Genomic DNA, 19,446 nt, shown 5'->3' with positions numbered 1-19,446 from the left:
CCCAGGAGGAATAGTATGGCTATGACTTATCATCTGGACGTTGTCAGCGCGGAGCAACAAATGTTCTCCGGTCTGGTTGAGCGCATCCAGGTGTCAGGTAGCGAAGGTGAGCTGGGTATTTACCCTGGCCACGCCCCGCTGCTGACAGCCATCAAGCCTGGTATGATTCGCATCGTGAAACAGCACGGCGAAGAGGAGTATATCTACCTCTCTGGCGGCGTGCTGGAAGTACAGCCGGGCAGCACGACCGTTCTGGCCGACACCGCGATTCGCGGTGAAGACCTCGACGAAGCGCGCGCGCTGGAAGCGAAACGTAAAGCAGAAGAGCACATGAACAGCAGCCACGGTGATGTGGACTATGCTCAGGCCTCTGCGGAACTGGCGAAAGCTATCGCGAAACTGCGTGTAATCGAGCTGACCAAGAAAGCGATGTAATCAGGCTTTATGCGTCACGAAATGCCAGCCCCATTGGGTTGGCATTTTTTTTGCGCGCGATAAATCATCCTGCTTTGGGGGAGGGCGATGTTGTCTTGCTCTGCCCGATTTCATCGGCAAAATGCATCGCGTGATGCCCAGGCCGGCACTGGTTTTATCTCCAATCACCCTTTCATCTTTATCCGCTAATTTCGGTCCGAGAAAAATGTAGTAATCTCAGGGGTAAACCTTACACTTTCGAAAGATAAATTGAGTCAGGATAGTTATGTCTACAAGCGCAATGAGTGTGGTGATTTTAGCCGCTGGCAAAGGCACCCGTATGTATTCCGATCTGCCCAAAGTACTGCACACCCTGGCAGGCAAACCGATGGTTCAGCATGTGATCGATGCCGCGACCGGTCTGGGTGCCCAGCAGGTGCATCTGGTGTACGGTCACGGCGGCGATCTGCTGCAAGATAAACTGGCCCACAACACCCTGAACTGGGTACTGCAGGCTGAACAGCTGGGTACCGGCCATGCGATGCAGCAGGCAGCACCTTTCTTTGCCGATGACGAAGACATCCTGATGCTGTACGGCGATGTGCCGCTGATCTCGCAAGCCACTTTACAGCGTTTGCGTGAAGCGAAACCTGAAGGTGGAATCGGTTTGCTCACCGTGGTGTTAGACAACCCTACCGGCTATGGTCGCATCGTGCGTGAAAACGGCACGGTGATCGGCATCATTGAGCAGAAAGATGCCTCAGCAGAACAGCTTAAGATTCAGGAAATTAACACCGGCATCCTGATTGCCAACGGCGGCGACCTCAAACGCTGGCTGGCGCAGCTCAACAATAACAATGCTCAAGGCGAGTTTTATATCACCGATATCATCGCCATGGCGCATCACGAAGGTCGCGTGATCAACGCGGTACATCCTGCGCGTATCAGTGAGACCGATGGTGTGAATAACCGCCTGCAACTGGTCACGCTGGAGCGTGCCTATCAGAGCGAGCAGGCAGAACAATTGCTGCTGGCGGGCGTCATGCTGCGCGATCCTGCGCGTTTCGACCTGCGCGGTTCGCTGCAACATGGGCGTGATGTCGAGATCGATACCAACGTTATCATTGAAGGCACCGTGACATTGGGCGACCGCGTCAAAATTGGCGCTGGGTGCATCATCAAAAACAGCGTTATTGGTGATGATTGTGAAATCAGCCCTTATTCAGTCCTCGAAGATGCCACTTTAGCCGCTGCCTGCACCGTTGGGCCATTCGCACGTTTGCGTCCTGGCAGCGAGTTGGCGGAAGAGGCGCACGTGGGTAATTTCGTTGAGATGAAAAAAGCCACGCTGGGCAAAGGTTCTAAAGCCGGCCATCTTTCCTATCTTGGCGATGCCGAAATTGGTGCGGGCGTGAATATCGGTGCAGGTACCATCACCTGTAACTACGATGGCGCGAATAAATCGAAAACCATTATCGGCGACAACGTATTTGTCGGCTCCGATACCCAGTTGGTGGCCCCGGTCACCGTCGCGGCTGGCGCGACCATCGCGGCAGGTACCACGGTAATGAAAGATGTCACCGCCGCCGATTTGGTCTACAACCGCAAAGAACAGAATCAGAAGTCTGGCTGGCAGCGTCCGGTTAAGAAAAAATAAATTTTAAGGGCCGGCAAAGATCGGCCCGTGAAAAAAACTACCCGAACTCATTCGAGTTTCAGAAAGGCGGCAAGCGCGAATCCTCAGGAGCTGACTGAAGTCAGTGACTGAGGTGAATGCGCGTAGCCAACGCACCTGAAATTTGATGTATGAAGGGTAGATCCCCCACTCTCTACAAGGCTCGGGGAATAATCAGGTCAGAAGACAATGCAATGGCCGAAAGCCATGAAGTCAGGAAACTATTATGTGTGGAATTGTTGGTGCAGTAGCGCAGCGTGACATCGCAGAAATTCTGCTGGAAGGTCTGCGTCGTCTTGAGTATCGCGGTTATGACTCTGCGGGTCTGGCCGTTGTCGATCGCCAGGGACATATGACGCGTCTGCGTCGTCTTGGCAAAGTGGCTAATCTGGCCGAATCCGCAGAGCAGCAGCCACTGATTGGTGGCACTGGTATTGCTCATACGCGTTGGGCAACCCACGGTGAGCCATCAGAAGCCAATGCGCATCCGCATGTCTCTGAGCACATTATCATTGTGCATAACGGCATCATTGAGAACCATGAGCCATTGCGTGCGCAGATGATCGAACGCGGTTACCAGTTTGCCTCAGAAACGGACACCGAAGTGGTGGCGCATCTGGTGCACTGGGAGCAGAAGCAGGGCGGCACATTGCGTGAAGTGGTACTGCGCGTGATCCCGCAACTGCGCGGTGCTTATGGCATGGTGATCATGGACAGCCGCGATCCATCCGTGCTGGTGGCTGCGCGTTCAGGTAGCCCGCTGGTGATTGGCCGTGGCGTGGGTGAAAACTTCATTGCTTCTGACCAACTGGCGCTACTGCCGGTGACCCGCCGCTTTATGTACCTGGAAGAGGGCGATATCGCCGAGATTACGCGCCGTGAAGTCACCATCATCGATCGTGATGGCAAGCCAGCCAAACGCGCGGAAATCGAATCCACGGCGCAGTACGATGCTGGTGATAAAGGTGCCTATCGTCACTACATGCAGAAAGAGATCTATGAGCAGCCGAACGCGATTAAAAACACCATCACTGGTCGTTTTAATCATGGGCAGATCGATCTCAGCGAACTGGGTGCCAATGCCGAAGCCTTGCTGAGTAAGGTTGAGCACATCCAGATTATCGCCTGCGGTACCTCGTATAACTCCGGGATGGTGTCGCGCTACTGGTTTGAGTCGCTGGCCAACATTCCTTGCGATGTGGAAATCGCCTCCGAATTCCGCTATCGCAAATCCGCTGTGCGTAAAAACAGTCTGCTGATCACCCTGTCGCAATCGGGTGAAACCGCCGATACGCTGGCCGCGCTTCGCTTGTCTAAAGAGCTGGGTTATCTCGGTTCGCTGGCCATCTGTAACGTTGCCGGCTCTTCGCTGGTGCGTGAATCCGATCTGGCGCTGATGACCAAAGCCGGCACCGAAATTGGTGTGGCCTCAACGAAAGCCTTCACCACGCAGTTGGCGGTGTTGCTGATGCTGGTGGCAAAACTGGGTCGTCTGCATGGCATGAAGCCAGAAACCGAGCACGAAATTGTGCATGCGCTGCAGGCATTGCCAAGCCGCATTGAGCAGATGTTGGCGCAGGATAAAGTGATTGAAAACCTGGCTGAAGGTTTCTCTGACAAGCATCATGCCTTGTTCCTGGGCCGTGGCGATCAGTATCCGATCGCGATGGAAGGCGCGCTGAAGCTGAAAGAGATCTCCTATATTCACGCAGAAGCCTACGCCGCCGGAGAGCTGAAACACGGCCCGCTGGCGCTAATTGATGCCGATATGCCGGTGATCGTCGTTGCGCCGAATAACGAGCTGCTGGAGAAGCTGAAATCGAACATTGAAGAGGTGCGTGCGCGCGGCGGTTTGCTGTATGTATTTGCCGATCAGGATGCGGGTTTCACCGACAGCGAAGGCATGAAAATTATCTCACTGCCACACGTCGAAGAGGTGATAGCACCGATCTTCTATACCGTGCCGTTGCAGCTGCTTTCGTATCATGTTGCGCTGATTAAAGGCACCGACGTTGACCAGCCCCGTAACCTGGCAAAATCGGTTACTGTTGAATAATCTATAAAAAGGGCGGGCCTGCAACGGGTCCGCTTGCTTTTTAAACGGTGTCATATAACTGTCATATTTCGTACATTTCACTGTCATCAAACTGTCCTATTTTCCCTCCAGCAGCAATCACTGACTCCAACTAAAATGGCATTGAGCCTGATTTTTTTTAAATCCCCTGGAGGGAACATGACACTGATGCGTACATCCGTAGCCCGAATCCTCGCCGCCACCTTCGCAGTAAGCGCGGTATCTGCTTTTGCAGCCACCGACCTGACTGGCGCTGGCGGTACATTCCCGGCACCGGTTTATGCCAAGTGGGCAGCAGAGTATCAGCAAGCCACCGGTAGCAAAATCAACTATCAGGGTATTGGTTCTTCAGGCGGCGTTAAGCAAATCATCGCTAAAACCGTCGATTTCGGTGCGTCTGATGCGCCGTTAAGTGATGCCGATCTGGATAAAAATGGTCTGTTCCAGTTCCCTACCGTAATCGGTGGCGTGGTACTGGCCGTTAACATCCCAGGTATTAAATCAGGTGAACTGACGCTGGACGGCAAAACCGTTGGCGATATCTACCTGGGTAACATCAAAAAGTGGAACGACCCGGCGATCACTAAACTGAACCCAGGCGTGAAACTGCCAGACACCAACATCAACGTGGTTCGCCGCGCAGATGGTTCAGGTACCTCTTTCGTGTTCACCAGCTACCTGTCTAAAGTCAACGCAGACTGGAACAGCAAAATTGGTAAAGGCAACACCGTTAACTGGCCAACCGGTCTGGGCGGTAAAGGTAACGACGGCGTTGCAGCCTTCGTACAGCGTCTGCCGGGTTCAATCGGCTACGTTGAGTACGCTTACGCTAAGCAGAACAACCTGACCTATACCAAGCTGATGGATGCAGATGGCAAGCCGGTAACGCCAAGCGAAACCAGCTTCTCAAACTCTGCTAAAGGCGCAGACTGGAGCAAATCTTTCGCTCAAGACCTGACCTTCCAGAAAGGTGCCGATGCATGGCCAATCTCTTCTACCACCTTCATCCTGATCTACAAAGAGCAGGCTGATGCGGCTAAAGGTGCTGAAGTGATGAAGTTCTTCGACTGGGCTTACAAAGGCGGCAGCAAAACTGCAACCGCACTGGATTACGCTGCGCTGCCAGAAAGCGTTGCTAACCAGATTCGTACTGCCTGGAAAGCGAACATCAAAGACAGCTCAGGCAAAGCGATTTACAAGTAAGCGAATGACCCGGTCAGTCTCCCCTGATTGACCAACCCGATGGGCGGCATGGTATGCCGCCCTGAACTTCCTCTGAGAACCGAGAAACTTATGGCTGCCACTAAGCCGACGTTCAAAGCCCCAGGTAAACAAGGTGACATGATTTTCGGCGCGCTGGTGAAACTTTCCGCGCTTATCGTGTTGTTGTTGATGGGTGGCATTATCGTCTCCCTGATTTTCTCTTCCTGGCCAAGCATCCAAAAATTTGGTTTTTCCTTCTTATGGACCAAAACCTGGGATGCGCCAAACGAACAATTTGGTGCGCTGGTACCGATCTACGGCACCCTCGTCACCTCCATCATTGCCTTAATCATCGCTGTGCCGGTGAGCTTTGGCATTGCGCTATTCCTGACGGAACTGGCACCTAACTGGTTGCGTCGCCCGCTGGGTACCGCAATTGAGTTGCTGGCAGCGATCCCGAGTATCGTTTACGGCATGTGGGGCCTGTTTATCTTCGCTCCGCTGTTCGCTGAGTACTTCCAGACACCGGTCGGCAACATCATGTCGAACATTCCCATTGTGGGTGCCCTGTTCTCAGGCCCGGCATTCGGTATCGGTATTCTGGCCGCTGGCGTGATCCTCGCCATCATGATCATTCCGTACATTGCATCGGTCATGCGTGATGTGTTTGAGCAGACGCCAGTGATGATGAAAGAGTCCGCCTACGGTATTGGTTGCACCACGTGGGAAGTGATCTGGCGTATCGTGCTGCCGTTCACCAAAAACGGTGTAATCGGTGGTGTGATGCTGGGCCTGGGTCGTGCACTGGGTGAAACCATGGCGGTGACCTTCATCATCGGTAACACCTACCAGCTCGACAGCGCCTCGCTGTTTATGCCGGGCAACAGTATCACCTCCGCGCTGGCGAACGAATTCGCTGAAGCTGAATCCGGTGTGCATGTCGCGGCATTGATGGAACTGGGTCTGATTCTGTTCGTGATTACCTTTATCGTACTGGCCATCTCCAAACTGATGATCCTGCGCCTGGCGAAGAGTGAAGGAGCCCGTTCATGACCGCTATCGAAATGCATGCTCGTGCTGAGCTGGAAGCCTCGCGCCGTAAAATGCAGGCACGTCGCAGCGCTAAAAATAAAGTGGCACTGACGCTGTCGATGCTGACCATGGCCTTTGGCCTGTTCTGGCTGGTGTGGATTCTGTTCACTACCGTCACCAAAGGCATTGATGGTCTGAGCTGGTCACTGTTCACTGAATCGACCCCGCCACCGAACACCGCAGGCGGTGGTTTAGCCAACGCCCTGGCGGGCAGTGGGTTACTCATTCTGTGGTCAACGGTGTTCGGTACACCGCTGGGCATCATGGCCGGTATTTATCTTGCCGAATATGGCCGTAAGCACTGGCTGGCGGAAGTGATTCGCTTCATCAACGACATCCTGTTGTCAGCACCGTCGATTGTGGTGGGCCTGTTCGTCTATACCATCGTGGTGGCACAGATGCAGCACTTCTCTGGCTGGGCGGGTGTGGTGGCGCTGGCGCTGTTGCAGATTCCTATCGTGATTCGTACCTCAGAAAACATGCTGCGTCTGGTACCAGACAGCATGCGTGAAGCGGCTTATGCACTGGGTACGCCGAAGTGGAAGATGATTTCGGCCATTACGCTGAAAGCTTCAGTCTCCGGCATTATTACCGGTGTCCTGCTTGCCGTGGCACGTATCGCGGGCGAAACCGCACCGCTGCTGTTTACTGCGCTGTCGAACCAGTTCTGGAGTACCGACATGATGCAGCCGATCGCGAACCTGCCGGTGACGATTTTCAAATTCGCCATGAGCCCATTTGCCGAGTGGCAAAGCCTGGCATGGGCGGGTGTGTTGATCATTACCCTGTGCGTGCTGCTGCTGAACATTGTCGCGCGAGTGGTTTTCGCCAAGGGCAAACATTAATTTCCCGGCGCGGCTTCGGCGGCGCTGCACATGAGAGATGAGCAATGAGTATGGCAACGACTTCTGCCGGTAAAATTCAGGTTCGCAATCTGAACTTCTATTACGGAAAGTTTCACGCTCTGAAGAACATTAACCTGGATATCGCGAAGAACCAGGTCACCGCCTTCATCGGACCATCAGGTTGTGGTAAATCCACCCTGCTGCGCACCTTCAACAAAATGTACTCGCTCTACCCTGAGCAGCGTGCTGAAGGTGACATTCTGCTGGATGGCGACAATATTCTGGCTTCCCATCAGGATATCGCCCTGCTGCGCGCACGCGTTGGCATGGTGTTCCAGAAGCCAACGCCGTTCCCTATGTCGATTTATGACAACATCGCGTTTGGCGTGCGTCTGTTTGAAAAGCTGTCACGTGCCGATATGGACGAGCGTGTGCAGTGGGCGCTGACCAAAGCCGCGCTGTGGAATGAAACCAAAGACAAGCTGCATCAGAGCGGTTACAGTCTCTCCGGCGGTCAGCAGCAGCGTCTGTGCATCGCACGCGGTATCGCGATTCGCCCGGAAGTGCTGTTGCTGGATGAGCCATGCTCAGCCCTCGACCCGATCTCTACCGGTCGTATTGAAGAGCTGATCACCGAGCTGAAGCAGGATTACACCGTGGTGATCGTGACGCACAACATGCAGCAGGCCGCGCGTTGTTCTGACCATACCGCTTTCATGTATCTGGGCGAGCTGATCGAATTCAGCGACACCGATACACTGTTTACCAAGCCCGCGCAGAAGCAGACCGAAGATTACATCACCGGTCGTTACGGCTGATTCAGGAGACGCACATGGACAATTTGAATCTGAACAAACACATCTCCGGTCAGTTCAACGCGGAGCTGGAACACATTCGCACCCAGGTGATGATCATGGGTGGCATGGTTGAGCAGCAGCTTACCGATGCCATTACCGCGATGCACAACCAGGATGGCGAGCTGGCACGTCGCGTCATCGACGGTGATCAGAAGGTCAACATGATGGAAGTGGAGATTGATGAAGCCTGCGTGCGCATCATCGCCAAACGTCAACCTACCGCCAGCGACTTGCGTCTGGTGATGGCAATCATCAAGACCATCTCTGAGCTGGAACGTATCGGTGACGTCGCTGAGAAAATCAGCCGCACGGCGCTGGAGAAGTTCAGCCAGCAGCACCTGCCTCTGCTGGTGAGCCTGGAGTCTCTGGGTCGCCACACCGTGCAGATGCTGCATGACGTGCTGGATGCCTTCGCGCGTATGGATCTGAATGAAGCCATTAAGATCTATCGTGAAGATAAGAAGGTCGACAAAGAGTACGAAGGCATTGTGCGTCAGCTGATGACCTACATGATGGAAGATCCACGCACCATCCCAAGTGTATTGACGGCGCTGTTCTGTGCCCGCGCTATCGAGCGTATCGGTGACCGTTGCCAGAACATCTGCGAAATTATCTTCTATTTCGTTAAAGGTCAGGATTTCCGTCACGTTGGCGGCGACAAGCTGGATGAACTGCTGTCAGGTGACGACGGCAGCAATAAACCCTCCTAATTGCCGTTTCGGCTGCCTGTTGCCACTGTGGCAAACAGGCAGCCATCTTCATTTCTGATTGGTCTCCGCGATTCCCTCTCTTTATACTTGGCGCACTTTTTTCTGCCAGGTGCTGTTAAATGTCTTCCCCAATAACGAAAAAAAACGCCGTGACGCCGGCAAAAGCGATGGTTGCTGCCATTAGTGGCTATGCGATGGACGGCTTCGATCTGTTAATTCTGGGCTTTATGTTACCGGCGATCAGCGTCTCGCTGGCGCTCGATCCCTCTCAGGCTGGTTCGCTGGTCACCTGGACGCTGATCGGCGCGGTGATCGGTGGCATTGTGTTTGGTCATCTCAGCGATCGCTATGGTCGTATCCGTATTCTTACCGTGACGATCCTGATGTTCTCAATCTTCACCGGGCTGTGCGCGGTGGCGCAGGGCTACTGGGATCTGTTGGCCTATCGCACGTTGGCGGGCGTGGGCTTAGGCGGTGAGTTTGGTATTGGCATGGCGCTGATTGCGGAAGCCTGGCCGAAGGAGAAGCGTAATCGCGCCTCGGCATGGGTCGGCATCGGCTGGCAGCTCGGTGTGCTGCTGGCGGCGTTTATTACTCCGCCGCTACTGAGTGTGATCGGCTGGCGCGGCATGTTCCTGGTGGGTTTACTGCCCGCGCTGGTGTCCTTCGTGATTCGTCGCAGTATGGGGGAGCCGGAGGGTTTCACACGCCATGTTGAGAAGACGCCACAGCTGTCATTCGCCGCGCGCATCAAATTGCTGTTTGCCGATCGCGCCACCAGCAAAGCCAGTCTCGGGATTTTCATCCTCTGCTCAGTGCAGAACTTCGGTTATTACGGTCTGATGATCTGGATGCCAAGTTACCTCTCATCCAGCTTTGGTTTTAGCCTGACCAAATCCGGCTTGTGGACGGCGGTGACCGTGGTGGGCATGACCTTTGGCATCTGGCTGTTTGGTGTATTGGCCGATCGCTTCGCGCGCTGGAAGATTTTCCTGCTGTACCAGTTTGGCGCGGTCGCCATGGTGGTGGTGTATGCGCAGCTGCGCGATCCTACTGTGATGTTGTTCACTGGTGCGATCATGGGGATGTTTGTGAATGGCATGATTGGCGGCTACGGTGCGCTGATCTCCGACACCTTCCCACCGCAGGCGCGTGCCACTGCGCAGAACGTACTGTTTAACCTCGGACGCGGTGTTGGCGGCTTTGGTCCACTGGTGATTGGTCTGCTGGCGGCGCAAATCTCGTTTACCGCGGCGATCACGCTGCTGGCGCTGATTTACCTGCTGGATATTGTTGCCACCCTGTTCCTGCTGCCGAAGAAGCAGAGCAACGAGGATTCACTGGGCGCGATTGGCTAAGGCGTTTAGGTTACCTGGTGCGCATAAATGCGCACCCTATTAGATCTGCGAACAGATCAAAATCGCACATCGGCCTCTGTAGAGGCAGCACCAGGTTCCACCGGGCACAGAGGTAACAGATCAGACCGACCACAGAGGTAACACTTTTGGGGTCAGTCGATTTGCATCCTGCATTGCCCGGACATCGTGCGCCGGTTTCTGCAGGGGCGACATTCATGCCGCCCTGGGTTTACACCAAATCCCAACCCCGTGCGCGCCACAGTGCGGGCAGTTGCGTCATATCATCAAAGCGCGTCACCAGCGGATGATCCAACTCCGGATTGTGCGCATCAGCGCAGTAGTAAAATACCGGAATGCCCGCCGCGATCCCCGCACGCGCACCGGCTTCTGAATCATCCACCAGAATGCACTTCTCAATCGGCACCTGCATTTGCTCCGCCGCGTGATACATCAACTCGGGATCGGGCTTCCAGTGGTTAATGTCATAACCGCTGTACAGCCGACCTTCGAGGTAGGGCAGCATGCCGGTTAAACCCAGCGAGTGCTGCATCTTCTTCACTGTCCCGTTCGAGACCACGCACATCGGCACTTTCACGCTTTCCACCAGCGCTTTGGCACCGGCAATCGGCTTCAGGTCGAGGTCAAACAGGCGGGCCACATCCGCGCGATACGCCGTTTCGAACTCGTCTAACGGCACCTCTTTCTGATGCTGCGCCAGTACATCCCGCACGATGTCATAGAGCTTTACCCCTTTGTACTGCTCAAACATCTGCTGCAAAGAGAGCTCAATACCGTATTGGGCAAAGGTGTTGACGTAGGATTGCGTACAGATCACTTCACTGTCGACCAGCGTACCGTCGCAATCGAAAAACACACATTCAACTGACATCGCACATCATCCTTTTATTAAACAGCCAGCTGACACTCTAGCGCACTGAGCGTAGAAAGCGACCCCGGCAACCGTTTGCGAATAATCAGTGTTTTGCTGCGCTAAAATCTATAGGATACGCGGCGATAAATTTTTTTCCGGGACAGTTGAATGAACAATCAGGGCTTGTTGCAGCGCATCTTTAAGCTGCAGGAACACGGCACAACCGCGCGCACCGAAGTGATCGCCGGTTTCACGACTTTCCTGACGATGGTGTATATCGTCTTTGTAAACCCGCAAATTCTGGGCGCCGCAGGCATGGATACTCAGGCGGTGTTTGTCACCACCTGTTTGATAGCGGCCTTTGGTAGCATCCTGATGGGGCTGGTGGCGAACTTGCCGGTCGCGCTGGCACCGGCGATGGGGCTGAACGCCTTCTTCGCGTTTGTGGTGGTGGGCGCGATGGGTTACTCATGGCAGGTTGGTATGGGCGCGATCTTCTGGGGCGCACTGGGTCTGCTGATCCTCACGCTGCTGCGTGTGCGCTACTGGATGATTGCTAACATCCCGATGAGCCTGCGTGTCGGCATCACCGCCGGTATCGGCCTGTTTATCGCCATGATGGGCCTGAAAAACGCCGGTATCATCGTGCCGAATGCCGACACCATTGTGACGGTCGGGAACCTGACCTCGCATAGCGTACTGCTGGGGGCGCTGGGCTTCTTCATTATCGCGATTCTGGCCTCACGCAATATCCACGCGGCGGTGCTGGTATCGATTGTGGTCACTACGGCGATTGGCTTAGCCATTGGCGATGTGAAATTCAGCGGCGTGTTTGCCGCGCCGCCCGCCGTGACCGCAGTTGTGGGTCAGGTCGATATTAAAGGGGCGTTCAACATCGGCATGGCGGGAGTGATCTTCTCCTTTATGCTGGTCAACCTGTTCGACTCTTCCGGCACGCTGATCGGTGTCACCGATAAGGCCGGACTGACCGATGAAAAGGGCACTTTCCCGCGTATGAAGCAGGCGCTGTATGTTGATAGCATCAGCTCGGTGACCGGTTCGCTCATCGGCACCTCTTCAGTGACGGCGTATATCGAAAGCTCTTCCGGCGTGGCGATTGGTGGCCGTACCGGCTTGATGGCGGTCATCACCGGGATTCTGTTCCTGCTGGTGATGTTCCTGTCACCCCTGGCCGCGATGGTGCCTTCTTATGCGGCAGCAGGTGCGCTGATCTATGTGGGAGTCTTGATGACGGCGTCACTGTCACGCGTGCGCTGGGACGATCTCACCGAAGCGGTCCCGGCGTTTGTCACGGCGGCGATGATGCCATTCAGCTTCTCGATCACCGAAGGTATCGCGCTGGGCTTCATCTCGTACTGTGTGATGAAGCTTGGCACAGGACGCTGGCGTGAAATCAGCCCGTGCGTGGTGATTGTTGCCCTGCTGTTTGTGCTAAAAATCGCGTTTATCGACGCGCACTAAAAGCAACAGGCCGCGATTGCGGCCTGTTTTGTTAGAGATGTCCGATTTCCTGGGGTGTGGGAGTGAGGCTGGTCAGACGCAGCGAGCGCGGGCCAATATTCGGTTTGCTCATTTCAACGTCGCGCAATGGCTGCCATTGCTGCTGTGCATCAATCTCCCACAGGCATAAGCGCTCAGTGCCCGGAGAGAGCGCGCACGACCACACCAGCATCGGCTCGGCATCACAGACCGCCTGAATATCCGGAAACACGCTGGAGCGCAGACGGCCGGCAGCAGGGTGCAACTGCAGCGAACCGGCACCGTTCTCACTTTCACCGGTTAATTTGAGGATGCTCTGGCGCAGCGTCCAGATTTGCGTCACCGCTTCCATAAAATCCTGCTGCGCGTTGATCCACGCTTTCTCACCCGATGAGAGATCCTGCGTGAGCGTGTCCTGCGTCTGACGGCTGTGGGCGCGGACAATCTCCATATCCAACCCCGCACGTCCGCCTTCTTCCGCCAGCAGCACACCGACCATATTACCGGCGTACGCTATACTAAAGTCAGGGAGGTTAGGATCGGCAAAGCAAGGTCGTCCGCTGCTGGTGGTCACAAGCGGCGGGAGTTCACGAATGCCATAGACACGCAGCATCAGCTGAGCCAGCAATTCGCGTGCGGCGAGAAAACGGCTACGGCGCTTGTCAGGGAAGCGCTCGGCGCTGTTAATCACATCCTGTGGAACCCGAAACAGCTCTGAAGAGAGCGGCGAGTTACCCATCCAACGTACAAAATGACTAGCCATCTGTCGCTCCGTGAAAATGGTCAGATAATCATCAGCGCTATTGTAGGAATTTTCTCAGAGGTTTGCATCCGGCATAACATGGAATGACCAAAAATCAGATAAGACCGAAGCGGCGGCTAATCCCATCAGTTGAATTTGCATATAACGCTTTTGCTGATTTTGCGCGGATGGGGTGCCGTAAAGTCTGAGGTAGTGTAGGATTTGGGCAACCAAAAGCACATCTAAGTGCGTGAACAATCCACCTCAAGATAATCGTGCCCATCGCAGCAGCATGCACGTCGGAGTTTTTTTATGTCAGTAACTTCACTTACTCGCCAGGAATCAATCTCACTTGATGAATTTCGTCATGGTATGCGCCGTCTGACCGCAGGCGTTTCTTTAGTGACCACTGAGTTTCAGGGCGAAAAGCTGGGTCTGATTGCGACCTCCGTTAGCTCACTGGCTGCCGAGCCGCCAAGCTTGCTGGTGTGTGTTAACCGTAGTGCATCCAGCCACGACGCATTTGTGAATGCTGGCCATTTCGCTGTGAACGTCTTGCGTGAACAGCATGACGATTTATGCGCGCAGTTCAGTCAGTCTGCACGTCGCGCAGAACGCTTCCAGAGCGGTGAGTGGCAAACGCTGAACACCGGTGCACCGGTGCTGGCTGATGCATTGGTGAGTTTTGACTGCCAGCTGGAGAAAGTGGTGGAGTGGAATACGCACAGCGTGCTGCTGGCGCGCATCGTTGGCATTTCACTGCCAGGTGAAGCGGCGGAGCCGATGGTCTATTTCAACAGCGGTTTTCACTCGCTGGGTTAATGTGAGTGACAGGCGTCGCGCAATGCCCGACGCCTGGAATCAATCAGGCAAATTTGCAGGCTTCATCAAAGCCGAGACGCGGTAAACGCGCATGTAGTTTGCTGGCTTCGCCGTAGCCCAGATTAATCAGTAAATTCACCTGCCATTTGCTTTCGCTAAAGAAGGCTTCATTGACTTTTGACGGGTCAAAACCGGACATCGGGCCGGCATCCAGCCCCAGCGAACGCGCCGCCAGAATTAAATATCCTGCCTGCAGGCTGCTATTGCGGAAAGCCGTCTCTTTAGCCAAATCCGGGCTGCTGGTGAACCAGCTACGCGCATCACCGTGCGGGAAGAGTTTGGGCAGCGCTTCATAGAACTCAGGATCCCACGCCACGATCACCGTTGCCGGTGCCGCCATGGTTTTATCCACGTTGCCGGAGGAGAGCGCAGGTTTCAGCTTCTCTTTGCCTTCCTGCGAAGTGACAAACACGAACCGTCCTGGTGAACAGTTGGCTGAAGTCGGGCCGAGCGCGGTCAGGCTATAGAGTTGCTGCAGCACATCGTGAGAAATCGGTTTGTCCTGCCAGTAGCTGTGGGTGCGAGCGTCATTGAACAGCGCGTTCAGCGCCACGCTGTCGAGCGGTGTACTCATGTTTCTCTCCTGTTCAGGCAGCAACTTGCGCCTAATGTTTAGCATGAATCGTGGGTGAGGCCGATACGCTTTAGCACGGGCCAGCGATCGTTATACTGCAAAGGAGAGGGGGTGCCAAATAACAAAGACGCATGTTTCCCCCAACCAAACAGTGATGGGGGAAACAGGGTAAAGACTACTTACCAATACAGAAGCTGGAGAAAATCCTGCCGAGCAGGTCGTCGGAGGTGAACTCACCGGTGATCTCGCTCAGTGCTTGCTGAGCCAGACGCAACTCTTCCGCCAGCAGTTCACCGGCCCATGCACCCAGCAGCTGGTCTTTACCCTGCTGTAAGTGAGTGGCTGCTAACTCTAATGCCTGCAGATGGCGTCGGCGTGCCAGGAAGCCACCTTCCATATTGCCAGAGAAGCCCATGCTCTGTTTCAGATGGTCGCGCAGTGCATCCACGCCTTCCCCCGTCCGCGCAGAGAGACGAATCAGTGAGTGATCATTCACTTCTGTCAGACCCAGCACTTCCCCGGTCATATCGGCTTTGTTACGCACCACAGTAATCGGCAGTTGTGCCGGTAAACGTGCGACAAAATCAGGCCAGATTGCGGCCGCTTCGGTGGCGTCGGTGGTGGTGCCATCGACCATAAACAGCACGCGATCGGCTTGCTCGATTTCCTGCCAGGCGCGCTCAATTCCAATTCGCTCAACTTCATCACTGGCTTCACGCAGCCCCGCAGTATCGATGATGTGCAGCGGCATGCCGTCGATATGAATATGCTCACGCAGCACGTCACGCGTGGTGCCAGCGATATCGGTGACAATCGCGGCTTCACGACCGGCGAGGGCATTCAGCAAGCTGGATTTACCGGCATTAGGACGACCAGCAATCACCACTTTCATTCCTTCGCGCAGCAGGCTGCCTTGGCGCGCTTCGGCGCGCACGTTATCAAGATCGCCGATCACCGCATTAAGCTGACCTTCGATTTTGCCGTCAGACAGAAAATCGATCTCCTCATCCGGGAAGTCGATAGCGGCCTCCACGTAGATGCGCAGGTGAGTGAGTGCTTCCACGAGTGTATTGATGCGCAGGGAAAATGCGCCTTGCAGTGAATTCACGGCGGAACGCGCGGCCTGCTCTGAACTGGCGTCGATCAGGTCGGCGATCGCTTCCGCCTGCGCCAGATCGAGTTTGTCGTTGAGGAACGCACGTTCGGAGAATTCACCCGGCTGAGCGATGCGTACACCCGACAGCGCCACGATGCGTTTCAGCAGCAGATCCAGAATCACCGGGCCGCCGTGACCCTGCAGCTCCAGCACATCTTCGCCGGTGAAAGAGTGGGGGCCTGGAAACCACAGCGCAATCCCCTGATCCAGCACGCTGCCATCCGCATCGCTGAATGGCAAGTAGTCGGCATAACGCGGTTTCGGCAATTTGCCGAGCACGGCTTGCGCGACGTCAGCGGCTTTGGCGCCGGAAATACGCAGAATGCCGACGCCGCCACGGCCGGGAGGTGTCGCCTGGGCAACGATAGTATCGCTGTGGCTCATGATTCTCTCTCTTACCCGTCATACTTCAAGCTGCAGCGGCGTTGGCTGCGCTCGAATTATTTAGGGTACAAAATTTGAAAAAAAACAGGGCGACATAAATGCCGCCCCTTGAGTATACGCTGCTGCTGTTGCAGTCAGACGTTACGCTTTCTTCTTGTCGCGGCTGTGCAGACCACGTTTTTCCAGCCCGCGATAAATCAGCTGCTGCTGGAGGATGGTCACCAGGTTACTGACGATGTAGTACAGCACCAGACCCGCAGGGAACCACAGGAAGAACACGGTAAAGATAACCGGCATATAGGTCATGATCTTCTGCTGCATCGGATCGGTCACGGTGGTCGGTGACATCTTCTGGATGAAGAACATGGTGATACCCATGATAACCGGCAGAATGTAGTACGGATCCTGCGCGGAAAGGTCATGAATCCACAGAATGAACGGTGCATGACGCAGTTCAATCGAACCTGACAGCATGTAGTACAAGGCCAGGAAGATAGGCATCTGGATAACCAGCGGCAAGCAGCCACCCAGCGGGTTCACTTTCTCTGCTTTGTACAGCGCCATCATTTCCTGGCTCTGCTTCTGCTTGTCATCGCCCAGACGCTCACGCATTGCCTGAATCTTCGGCTGCAGCATGCGCATCTTCGCCATGGAGGTGTACTGCGCTTTGGTCAGCGGGTACATGATGCCACGAACGATGAAGGTGATAACGATAATCGAGAAGCCCCAGTTACCGATAAAGCTGTGCAGGAACTTCAGCAGCTTAAACAGTGGCTGAGAGATGAACCACAACCAACCGTAATCTACAGTCAGATCCAGGTGAGGCGCGATAGCGGCCATCTTGTCCTGGATTTCCGGCCCTAACCACAGGGTCGCGCCCAGGTCTTGCTGTGCGCCTGCTGCCACGGTCACCGGTGAAGATTTATAACCGATTGCCGCAACGCCGTTACCGAGGTTGCTGGTGTACAGGGTGTTGTTACCCTGAGTACGCGGCACCCAGGCGGTAGCGAAGTACTGCTGCAGCATCGCCACCCAACCATTGCTGGTGGTGGCGTTCAGGTTCTCGTTATCCGCGATGGTATCGAATTTGTATTTTTCGTATTTCGCTTCGCTGGTCGAGTACGCTGCGCCACGGAAGGTGTGCAGGGCAAAGTTGTTGCTGCCGGTATCACGATGCTTCGGCAGATCAATGGTCTGCTTCAACTGACCGAACATCGACACTTCCAGCGGCTGCTGCGAGGCGTTATTGATGTTGTAGTCAACGTTAACCGCGAAGTCGCCACGCTTGAACACGAAGGTTTTGGTATAAACCACACCTTTTTCATCGGTCCAGGTCAGTGGTACACGCAGCTCGGTCTGGCCATCGGCCATCTCGAAGTGATCCTGAGTGGTGGTGAACAGCGGACGAGCGCCATTGTTCGGGTTATCCGGGCCATTACGACCGGTTAAGCCACTTTGCGCCTGATAAACGAAGGCGGGGGTGGTTTCCAGCAACTGGAACGGTGCGTCTGAACCCAGTTTGTCCGGGTAAGTCAGCAGCTGTGCCTGCTCAATATCGCCACCGCGAGTATTGATGCTGAGTGACAGGACATCAGTCTTAACGGTGATCGTTTGGCCCTGACCGCTAGCCGGCACGCCGGAAGAGGCGGCATCACCCGCTGCGCTGCTTGTGTTCTGCGTGGTCTGAGTCTGCTGTGGCTGCGGAGCGTGGTCCGTCTGCCAGGCTTGCCAGATCATAAAAGACACGAACAGAAAAGCGATGAGAAAGAGATTGCGTTGCGAATCCATCGTTAATGTTCTCTGGTATCAAAGGTTTTTGGCGGCACAGGATCGTCACCACCCGGGTTCAAAGGGTGGCATTTTAATACGCGTTTTATCGTCAACCAACTACCTTTTACGACGCCGAAACGACGTAATGCCTCAATCCCATACTGCGAGCAGGTGGGATGGAACCGACAATGAGGTCCAAGTAGTGGGCTGATGGCGCGTTGATAAACGCGTATCAGGGCGATCAGGAGCCGCGAGCCAGGCGACAGTGACGACGCCATAATTTCTCCAACGCTTCCGTTAACGCACGGTTATCGAGGTCAGCAATCCCCTTTTTCGCCACGATGACAAAATCCATCGCAGGCAGCTCATGTTGGCGCAGACGAAAGCTTTCGCGGGTCAATCGCTTGATCCGGTTGCGTTCATGGGCGCGTTTCACATGCTTTTTGGCGACGGTAAGACCGATGCGGGGATGCCCCAGCGAGTTAAGGCGGCCGAGGATGGTGATTTGCGGCGTACCGGCTCTTTGTGGCTGCTGGAAGACGAAAGTGAAATGAGTGGGAGTTAACAAACGTAACTCCCTGGGAAATGCGAGCTTAACCACGAGGGTTAGCTTTATTACTTAGAAACGGTCAAACGAGCACGGCCTTTAGCACGACGACGTGCCAGAACCTGACGACCATTTTTTGTTGCCATACGAGCACGGAAACCGTGTGAACGGTTGCGCTTCAGTACGGACGGTTGAAAAGTGCGTTTCATGGCGATTTCTACCTAAACTTGAAAATTTTCACTGGGTGACGCGTTTTCGGGCCAGTAAATCGACCTACGCCTCAATGTGTCTTTAATAAAGAGGCGGGATTGTAATAATTGTACAGTCCAGAGTCAATTTACTTCGCAGTTCGCGGCACCTGGAAACCAGATACAGCCCGCTGATTCCGGGCATCAAGGCTTCACGCAATAATGCCGGGTGGGGAATTATACGGGCTATAGGGTAAAGCGCAAGGATCGCGCAGGATCTTCTTGCGATCAATTTGCAGATTTATTGCGCGGAAACGAGAGGCGACCAGAAAAATTGCCTCTTTCAGCAAGATCACCGCTCGCTTTTTCCACAGAAAGCGTAAACTCATTAGCGCTTCACTAGCCTGTGGATAAATTGGATCAAAACTGTGTAGAAAGGGAAGATCTCTGTGCCGCTTTGCGCTATGATCCGCCCTTCCGCTGACGATCCTCACTGCGATCGCCAGGGATGACTACCGCGGATAGCGGTCGCAGGCGCTTTCTGATCGCCTGTGTCAAAAAAGACAGTTTCTATTATTAGCGCCTGAAATTCTTATCGATTTTG

Annotated in this window: 20 protein-coding genes; 11 read left to right on the top strand and 9 right to left on the bottom strand. The window is 54.7% G+C overall.

Going from position 1 to position 19,446, the window contains the following annotated elements; genetic code table 11:
• Nucleotides 1-15: 15 nt before the first annotated feature.
• The 9 genes from F3J37_RS10755 (at nucleotide 16) to F3J37_RS10715 (ending at nucleotide 10,228) form a co-directional block, all read left to right on the top strand.
• Nucleotides 16-435, top strand: coding sequence for a F0F1 ATP synthase subunit epsilon (locus tag F3J37_RS10755; RefSeq protein ID WP_034830038.1), 420 nt, complete (start codon nucleotides 16-18; stop codon nucleotides 433-435).
• 265 nt (nucleotides 436-700) lie between these two features.
• On the top strand, nucleotides 701-2,071 hold the full coding sequence (glmU, locus tag F3J37_RS10750; protein ID WP_166933370.1) for a bifunctional UDP-N-acetylglucosamine diphosphorylase/glucosamine-1-phosphate N-acetyltransferase GlmU: 1,371 nt from the start codon (nucleotides 701-703) through the stop codon (nucleotides 2,069-2,071).
• A 244-nt stretch (nucleotides 2,072-2,315) separates the two neighbouring features.
• Nucleotides 2,316-4,145, top strand: coding sequence for a glutamine--fructose-6-phosphate transaminase (isomerizing) (glmS, locus tag F3J37_RS10745; RefSeq protein WP_166933368.1), 1,830 nt, complete (start codon nucleotides 2,316-2,318; stop codon nucleotides 4,143-4,145).
• A gap of 177 nt (nucleotides 4,146-4,322) precedes the next feature.
• Nucleotides 4,323-5,366 (top strand): phosphate ABC transporter substrate-binding protein PstS, encoded by a 1,044-nt coding sequence (gene pstS, locus F3J37_RS10740; protein ID WP_166933366.1) that lies wholly within the window; start codon nucleotides 4,323-4,325, stop codon nucleotides 5,364-5,366.
• Between the two features lie 90 nt (nucleotides 5,367-5,456).
• Nucleotides 5,457-6,419: a phosphate ABC transporter permease PstC gene (pstC, locus tag F3J37_RS10735; RefSeq protein WP_034830032.1), complete on the top strand. Its 963-nt coding sequence runs from the start codon at nucleotides 5,457-5,459 to the stop codon at nucleotides 6,417-6,419.
• Nucleotides 6,416-7,303, top strand: a complete 888-nt coding sequence (gene pstA / locus F3J37_RS10730; protein ID WP_034830030.1) for a phosphate ABC transporter permease PstA — start codon at nucleotides 6,416-6,418, stop codon at nucleotides 7,301-7,303. Before pstC ends, pstA begins: the two co-directional genes overlap by 4 nt.
• A 44-nt stretch (nucleotides 7,304-7,347) precedes the next feature.
• Complete coding sequence (gene pstB / locus F3J37_RS10725; RefSeq protein ID WP_034830029.1) at nucleotides 7,348-8,121, top strand: phosphate ABC transporter ATP-binding protein PstB; 774 nt, start codon at nucleotides 7,348-7,350, stop codon at nucleotides 8,119-8,121.
• Nucleotides 8,122-8,135: 14 nt separating this feature from the next.
• Nucleotides 8,136-8,870, top strand: coding sequence for a phosphate signaling complex protein PhoU (gene phoU, locus F3J37_RS10720; RefSeq protein ID WP_038643963.1), 735 nt, complete (start codon nucleotides 8,136-8,138; stop codon nucleotides 8,868-8,870).
• 119 nt (nucleotides 8,871-8,989) lie between these two features.
• The gene (locus F3J37_RS10715; protein WP_045815084.1) at nucleotides 8,990-10,228 is read left to right on the top strand and encodes an MFS transporter; all 1,239 of its coding nucleotides are present in this window, start codon (nucleotides 8,990-8,992) and stop codon (nucleotides 10,226-10,228) included.
• Nucleotides 10,229-10,457: 229 nt separating this feature from the next.
• On the opposite strand, the gene yieH is transcribed toward F3J37_RS10715, so the two are convergent.
• Nucleotides 10,458-11,117: a 6-phosphogluconate phosphatase gene (gene yieH, locus F3J37_RS10710; protein ID WP_160833305.1), complete on the bottom strand. Its 660-nt coding sequence runs from the start codon at nucleotides 11,115-11,117 to the stop codon at nucleotides 10,458-10,460.
• 150 nt (nucleotides 11,118-11,267) lie between these two features.
• Here yieH and F3J37_RS10705 point away from each other — a divergent pair, with 150 nt between their 5' ends.
• On the top strand, nucleotides 11,268-12,581 hold the full coding sequence (locus F3J37_RS10705) for an NCS2 family permease (protein WP_058961700.1): 1,314 nt from the start codon (nucleotides 11,268-11,270) through the stop codon (nucleotides 12,579-12,581).
• A 31-nt stretch (nucleotides 12,582-12,612) separates the two neighbouring features.
• On the opposite strand, the gene F3J37_RS10700 is transcribed toward F3J37_RS10705, so the two are convergent.
• Nucleotides 12,613-13,362, bottom strand: coding sequence for a 4'-phosphopantetheinyl transferase family protein (locus F3J37_RS10700; RefSeq protein WP_034830018.1), 750 nt, complete (start codon nucleotides 13,360-13,362; stop codon nucleotides 12,613-12,615).
• Nucleotides 13,363-13,653: 291 nt separating this feature from the next.
• Between F3J37_RS10700 and F3J37_RS10695 the strand changes: the two genes are divergently transcribed.
• Nucleotides 13,654-14,163: a flavin reductase family protein gene (locus F3J37_RS10695; protein WP_034830017.1), complete on the top strand. Its 510-nt coding sequence runs from the start codon at nucleotides 13,654-13,656 to the stop codon at nucleotides 14,161-14,163.
• Between the two features lie 43 nt (nucleotides 14,164-14,206).
• Here F3J37_RS10695 and F3J37_RS10690 read toward each other — a convergent pair whose 3' ends face one another.
• From F3J37_RS10690 to F3J37_RS10660, 7 genes are all read right to left on the bottom strand, one after another.
• Nucleotides 14,207-14,797 (bottom strand): malonic semialdehyde reductase, encoded by a 591-nt coding sequence (locus F3J37_RS10690; protein WP_058961702.1) that lies wholly within the window; start codon nucleotides 14,795-14,797, stop codon nucleotides 14,207-14,209.
• 175 nt (nucleotides 14,798-14,972) lie between these two features.
• Complete coding sequence (mnmE, locus tag F3J37_RS10685; RefSeq protein WP_034830015.1) at nucleotides 14,973-16,337, bottom strand: tRNA uridine-5-carboxymethylaminomethyl(34) synthesis GTPase MnmE; 1,365 nt, start codon at nucleotides 16,335-16,337, stop codon at nucleotides 14,973-14,975.
• A gap of 141 nt (nucleotides 16,338-16,478) precedes the next feature.
• Complete coding sequence (yidC, locus tag F3J37_RS10680) at nucleotides 16,479-18,125, bottom strand: membrane protein insertase YidC (protein WP_038643953.1); 1,647 nt, start codon at nucleotides 18,123-18,125, stop codon at nucleotides 16,479-16,481.
• Nucleotides 18,126-18,127: 2 nt separating this feature from the next.
• Complete coding sequence (yidD, locus tag F3J37_RS10675) at nucleotides 18,128-18,385, bottom strand: membrane protein insertion efficiency factor YidD (protein WP_007893564.1); 258 nt, start codon at nucleotides 18,383-18,385, stop codon at nucleotides 18,128-18,130.
• Nucleotides 18,349-18,708 (bottom strand): ribonuclease P protein component, encoded by a 360-nt coding sequence (rnpA, locus tag F3J37_RS10670; RefSeq protein ID WP_034830013.1) that lies wholly within the window; start codon nucleotides 18,706-18,708, stop codon nucleotides 18,349-18,351. The genes yidD and rnpA overlap by 37 nt, the downstream gene beginning before the upstream one ends.
• Before the next feature lie 14 nt (nucleotides 18,709-18,722).
• A complete protein-coding gene (gene rpmH / locus F3J37_RS10665) occupies nucleotides 18,723-18,863 on the bottom strand; it encodes a 50S ribosomal protein L34 (RefSeq protein ID WP_000831330.1) in 141 nt (46 codons plus the stop codon).
• Between the two features lie 191 nt (nucleotides 18,864-19,054).
• On the bottom strand, nucleotides 19,055-19,231 hold the full coding sequence (locus tag F3J37_RS10660; RefSeq protein ID WP_166933364.1) for a hypothetical protein: 177 nt from the start codon (nucleotides 19,229-19,231) through the stop codon (nucleotides 19,055-19,057).
• Nucleotides 19,232-19,446: the final 215 nt, after the last annotated feature.

Origin of the sequence: Candidatus Pantoea communis (assembly GCF_011752685.1) — a bacterium.
Taxonomy (GTDB): Bacteria; Pseudomonadota; Gammaproteobacteria; order Enterobacterales; family Enterobacteriaceae; genus Pantoea; species Pantoea communis.
The sequence above is the reverse complement of the archived record's forward strand: the minus strand, read 5'-3'. Positions and strand labels throughout refer to the sequence as shown.